Raw genomic sequence first — 5,649 nt, 5'->3', positions numbered from 1 at the left:
GCCCCCGCCCCCGCCCCCGGCTGTGCAATTCGCGACAAGTCCGGCGCGCAGGACTCCTCCGGAGCGGAAGTGAGCGGCGTGTCACCCCGCGACGGTCGGGAATTGCACGCCTCGGACCGGGACGGCGGTCGGGTTCGGCCCGGCGGCCGCCCGCCCGAACCGACACCGACCGAGGAGGCGCGGGTCACCCGATGAGCACCACCCACGACACCGAGGCGCTCGCGCCCGCGACAGAGCCCTCAGCACCGTCCCGCACCGACGACCGGGTGACGGGCGTGGCGTTCTCGCGCCGCGCCTCCTGCGGTCTCGTCACGATCGAGCCATTCGCCGCCGACCCCTACGCCGTCTGCCTGCGCCGGTGGCTGGCGCACCCGGCGTCGGCCGCGTGGCAGATGGCGGGACTGAGCACCGACGAGGTGCGCGCCTACCTGGCCGCGATCGAGGCCGACCCGCACCAGCAGGCCTGGCTCGGGCGGGTCGACGGCGAGCCGACGTTCTTCGTCGAGACCTACGACCCCGCCGAGGTGCTGCTCACCGAGGTGCACGACGCCGAGCCGGGCGACGTGGGCATGCACCTGCTCGTCGCCCCACCCCGGGGGCAGCGCGTGCACGGGCTGACCAGCGCCGTGATGGCGAGCGTCGTCGACTTCGTCTTCGAGATCGAGCAGGCCCGGCGGATCGTGGTCGAGCCCGACGTGGCGAACGACCGCATCGCGGCGAAGAACGACGAGGTGGGGTTCCGGGCGCTCGGCGAGGCCGAGCTGTCCGCCAAGCCGGCGCGACTCTCGGTGCTGACGCGACACGACCGGGCCGCGTCGCACCTCGCCCCCGGCCCGACGGAGTGGGCGCATCGCCACCTCGTGGCCAAGGCGCTGAGCGAGTTCGCCCACGAGCGGCTGATCGCCCCGGTGGCCGACGGCACCGCCCCCGACGACGAGACCGCCTCGACCGACGGCCCCTGGCGGGTCTCGCTCGACCACGACGGCCACCGCGTCGACTACCGTTTCGCCGCCCGCCGACAGGCCCTCGAGCACTGGGTGATCGACGTGACGACGGTCACGCGCACGGTCGACGGCCACCCCGAACCCCTCGACGCCCTCGCGCTGATCGTCGAGCTCGACGACCTGCTCGGCATCCCCGAGTCACTCCTCGCCACCTACCTCGAGGAGGTGTCGTCGACCCTGGCGAGCGCCGCCTACAAGCGGCACCGGGGCGGTCCGACCGCCGAGCAGCTGACCACCGCGGACTTCCAGACCGTCGAGGCCGCGATGACCGAGGGGCACCCGGGCTTCGTCGCGAACGCCGGGCGCATCGGTCTCGGACTCGACGAGTTCCACGCCTTCGCCCCCGAGGCCGCGGCGCCCGTGCGACTGGTCTGGCTCGCCGCCCGGCGGTCGGCGACCCACCTGGCGCTCGGTGCGGGACTCGACGAGCGATCGCTGTGGCAGGCCGAGCTGGGCCCCGAGACCGTCGCCCGGTTCGACGCGACCCTCGCCGCGAAGGGCCTCGACCCGGCCGCGTTCCACTACCTGCCGGTCCACCCGTGGCAGTGGCAGCACCGCGTCGCGATCTCGTTCGCTCCGGACGTCGCCCGGCGCGACCTCGTGCTGCTCGGCGAGGGCGACGACACGTACCAGGCGCAGCAGTCGATCCGCACCTTCGCGAACCGCAGCCGTCCCGACCGGCACTACGTCAAGACGGCGCTGGCGATCCAGAACATGGGCTTCGTCCGCGGTCTGTCGCCGGCCTACATGAGGCCGACGCCCGCGATCAACGACTGGGTGCACGACCTCGTGCGGACCGACGCGACCCTGCAGGAGGCGCGGTTCCGTATCCTGAGGGAGCGCGCCTCCGTCGGCTACACCGGTGACGTCTACCACCGGACGACGACCTCGTCGCCGCACCGCAAGATGATCGCCGCGCTCTGGCGCGAGAGTCCGGTGCCGCTGGTCGGGCCGGGCGAGCGGCTCGCCACCATGGCGGCGCTGCTGCACCGCGACGGGGCCGGCGACGCGCTCGCCTCGGCGCTGGTGAAGGCCTCGGGGATCGGGGCCGAGACGTGGCTGCGGTCGTACCTGCACGCGTACCTGCGCCCGGTCGTGCACTGCCTGCGGGCGCACGACCTGGCGTTCATGCCGCACGGCGAGAACGTCATCCTCGTGCTCGAGGGCTGCGTGCCGACGGCGGCGTTCATGAAGGACATCGGCGAGGAGATCGTCGTCGTCGCCCCGCGCGAAGTCCCCGAGGCCGTCCGGCGCACCGTGCACCCGGTCGACGACCACGAGAAGGCGTTGGCGGTCTTCACCGACGTGTTCGACGGGGTGTTCCGCCATCTGGCCGCCATCCTCGACGGCGACGGCGTGCTGCCCGCGGCCCGGTTCTGGGCGCTCGTGGCCGAGTGCGTCGACCGGCACGCCGACGAACACCCGGACCTGCCGGGGGCGGTCGACCTGCGGGCGGCGCGCTTCGACCACTCGTGCCTCAACCGGTTGCAGCTGCGTGACACCCGTCAGATGGTCGACCTCGCGGCGCAGTCGTCGTCGCTGATCTACGCCGGGACGCTGGCGAACCCGATCGCACGGTAGCGAGGCGGCGTCCCCGGGGCGGGAGCGGTCGGGCCGCCCCCACCCCTGGGAGGTGGTGGCCGATTCACGGTCGGCCACCACCCGGTCCGCATGAGGCCACGGGCCGTGCGGGGCCACTGCCGGTCACAGGGGGAGAACCACCGGCAGCGGGTCGAGCCCTCCGACCGACGGTACCGCCGTCGAATTGCTCGAATTTCAAGATACTCGTCGAGCAAGGGGATGGCAACGAGGTGCGGCTGGGCGTCGGCTGCGGATCGCCGGGTGATTCGAAGCTCGTACAACTCAACCGACGAGCTATCCTGGTCGTCCGTGGCGTCCTTCGCCGCGCCTCCCCGCCTTCGCTCCGTCCTCGCGTCGCCGTCCCGCCAGCAGAGAGCCCGCCATGTCCGACGTCTCGCCCCAGCCGCCCGCCGGCTCCCCTCCGCCCCTCGACGACGAGGGCCAACTCGACGTGACCCTCGTGCTCACGGCCTACGCGTCGTTGCAACGCCAGGGCGAGCGCGTGCAGAAGGTCGTCGCCGACCACTTCGGCATGGGGACCACCGACCTCCGCTGCCTGACGTTCATCGCGACGGACCACGACACGACCCCCAAGCGCGCCGCCGAGTTCCTCGAGCTGTCGCCCGGGGCGACCACGAGCCTGGTCGACCGGCTCGAGACCGGCGGGTACATCACGCGCCAGCCGCACCCCTCCGACCGACGCAGCGTGCTGCTCGAGCTGGCCCCGGCCGGCCGCGAGGCGATCGACCAGATCCACGACTTCTACCGCCGGGCGTTCCGCGACGCGGTCGACCCGAACCACCTCGACTTCCTCGCGGCGGCGATGCGTGCGATCGGCGACTCGCTGACGCGCGCCGCGGCCGGCGACGACGTCGTCGGCGCTCCCGAGGCCTGAGCGGCCGCCGGATCGGACCAGCACCGGGTCGGACCAGCACCGGGTCGAACCACCGATGTGGCGTCGAACCACGCATGTCGGTGGTTCGACGCCACTCCGGTGGTTCGACGTCGCCTGGATGATCCGGGCGACCCGCACCGGCGCGCGCGGCCGGTCGTAGGGTGGGCCGATGACCCCCTCGGACGTCCTCGTCGAAGCCTTCTCGCGCCTCCCCGCCATCGCCGTCCGGGCGGTCGCCGACCTCTCGGTCGACGACCTCGCCTGGCGTCCGGACGACGAGGCGAACACGATCGCCTGGCTCGTCTGGCACACCGCCCGCGGGCAGGACGTCCAGATCGCCGACCTCGCCGCGTCCGACCAGGTCTGGACGGCCGACGGCTGGGCCGAGTCGTTCGCGCTGCCGTTCCCGTCGGCCGAGATGGGCTACGGCATGTCACCGGCCGACGTGGCCGCGGTGCGGGTCGACGCCGAGCTGTTGATCGGCTACCTGGAGGCCGTCACGCTGCGGACGCGGGGCTACCTGGACGACCTCGACGGCGCCTCGTACGACGACGTGGTCGACGAGGCGTGGGACCCTCCCGTCACGGCCGGAGCCCGCCTCGTGAGCATCTTGAACGACTGCGTGCAGCACCTCGGCCAGGCCTCCTACGTGCGCGGCCTGCTCGACCGCCGCTAGCCCCGCCGCCTGCCGCCCGCCGGCCGCTGCGCCGAGACCCCAGGAATCCGCCGAGACCCTCTCGCGCGCGCGGGTGTCTCGCCGACTTCCTGGGGTCTCACGAGCGCAGGAGGCGCGGGTTCAGTCGTCGAGGGACGGCGGCAAGTCGGCCGGCACCGTGAAACCGAGCCGCGCGGCCAGCTCGTCGAGTTCGGCCCGGCGCGCCTCGTACTCGGCGGTGAGCACCGGCCGGACGACGGCGTCGGCGTGTGGCTGACTGCCCTCGGACGTGACGCGACGCCAGAGCTCCACCGACGTGGCCGCCGACCGGGCCGCCGTCCATGACCGTGCGAGGTCCACGACGTCCGCCGCGGGGGCGGGTACGGACTCCGCCCACCGCCGCACCTCGACGGGCACGTACTCGAGGACCCCGGGCACCTCCGCTCGTGAGCGGTGCCCGGCACGCACCCGGGCACGCGTCCCGAATCCCTCGATCCAGCGGGCGAGGGCACGGAGACCCGCCGAGACCGCCGCACCCGCTGACGCACCGACGGCCGCCGGTACGACGAACGAAGGTGGTTCCCGCCAGCCCGCCACGTGCCAGGCGAGCCACCATGCTGCGGCCACCCCGAGCGCGACGCCTGCCCCGAGGGCCACACGCACGCCCGCCGAACCGTTGGGGACGAAGGCCCGGCGACGCACGACCTCCGTGGCGACGTCGAGAGGGACGGAGGGATCGGCGACGAGGTAGTGGGTCTCGACTCCTGCCTGGGCGACGCTCACGAAGGCCGTCATGCCGCGTCGTCCCTCGTCAGCACGCGATCGGGTTCGAACCCCAGCGGTCCCGCGACGGCCCGGAGCGCCTCGGCGGCGTCGCCGATCGCCGAGCGGAGGGCGACGAGTGCCGGAGCGTCCACGCGGCCGTCGATCGGCAAGTCGAGCCGAAGTGCCGGGTCACCCGCGAACTCCAGCTCGCCGTCGCCATCGGCGTCGACGTAACCGTGGAGGAGGTCCTCGACCGTCCACGACGCCTCGACGAGCTCGGTGTACAGCGACACCACGTCGTTCAGCCGCCACACGGCCGAGGCGGCTGTCTCGTCGGTGACCCAGGCGAGGACCTCGTCGTCCACCTCGACCACGTCGGGGGCCGTGACCGGCATCGGCAGGTCGGGGGTCGTCACCGTCCACACACCCCAGGCGGCGAAAGCCGCACCGACGAACAGGGCCATGCCGACCACGACGTTGACGGTCCCCTCCGCCAACGGCTCGGTCAGTCGCCCCGCCCCGAGCAGGACGCCAAGCCGGGCGCTCCCCGCGACGAACGCCAGCACGAACGCGAGCCACGGCGTGTACCGCACGACCCTCCGTACCGGTCCGACGTACGTCCCCGCATTCCGCCGCCGCAGTTCGGCCACCGCTGCGTCGGCCGTCGCCGCGTCGAGCGACGGGTCGACCACGTGCCACCGCCACCGGTTCTCCAGGCGCACGCGCAGCAAGCCGGGGCGGTCACGGGT

At 73.3% G+C, this 5,649-nt stretch carries 5 protein-coding genes; 3 read left to right on the top strand and 2 right to left on the bottom strand.

Going from position 1 to position 5,649, the window contains the following annotated elements:
* Positions 1-191: 191 nt before the first annotated feature.
* From AEQ27_RS00550 to AEQ27_RS00540, 3 genes are all read left to right on the top strand, one after another.
* Entirely contained in the window at positions 192-2,585 is a 2,394-nt protein-coding gene (locus AEQ27_RS00550) for a GNAT family N-acetyltransferase (protein WP_082383106.1), read from the top strand.
* Positions 2,586-2,967: 382 nt separating this feature from the next.
* Positions 2,968-3,480: a MarR family winged helix-turn-helix transcriptional regulator gene (locus AEQ27_RS00545; protein ID WP_054144915.1), complete on the top strand. Its 513-nt coding sequence runs from the start codon at positions 2,968-2,970 to the stop codon at positions 3,478-3,480.
* Between the two features lie 169 nt (positions 3,481-3,649).
* A complete protein-coding gene (locus AEQ27_RS00540) occupies positions 3,650-4,156 on the top strand; it encodes a DinB family protein (RefSeq protein WP_054144914.1) in 507 nt (168 codons plus the stop codon).
* Between the two features lie 120 nt (positions 4,157-4,276).
* On the opposite strand, the gene AEQ27_RS00535 is transcribed toward AEQ27_RS00540, so the two are convergent.
* Positions 4,277-4,930 carry a hypothetical protein gene (locus AEQ27_RS00535; RefSeq protein ID WP_054144913.1) on the bottom strand — a complete coding sequence of 218 codons (654 nt, stop codon included), beginning with the start codon at positions 4,928-4,930 and terminating at the stop codon, positions 4,277-4,279.
* Positions 4,927-5,649, bottom strand: a 723-nt coding sequence (locus tag AEQ27_RS00530; protein ID WP_161805430.1) for a hypothetical protein, incomplete at its 5' end; no start/stop codon positions are given. The genes AEQ27_RS00530 and AEQ27_RS00535, both read right to left, overlap by 4 nt.

The organism is Frigoribacterium sp. RIT-PI-h (assembly GCF_001297205.1).
Classification (GTDB): domain Bacteria; phylum Actinomycetota; class Actinomycetes; order Actinomycetales; family Microbacteriaceae; genus Frigoribacterium.
The sequence above is the reverse complement of the archived record's forward strand: the minus strand, read 5'-3'. Positions and strand labels throughout refer to the sequence as shown.

Coding starts and splice junctions, on each gene's coding strand:
- AEQ27_RS00550 (WP_082383106.1), top strand. CDS start 192: ATGAGCACCACCCACGACACCGAGGCGCTCGCGCCCGCGACAGAGCCC.
- AEQ27_RS00545 (WP_054144915.1), top strand. CDS start 2,968: ATGTCCGACGTCTCGCCCCAGCCGCCCGCCGGCTCCCCTCCGCCCCTC.
- AEQ27_RS00540 (WP_054144914.1), top strand. CDS start 3,650: ATGACCCCCTCGGACGTCCTCGTCGAAGCCTTCTCGCGCCTCCCCGCC.
- AEQ27_RS00535 (WP_054144913.1), bottom strand. CDS start 4,930: ATGACGGCCTTCGTGAGCGTCGCCCAGGCAGGAGTCGAGACCCACTAC.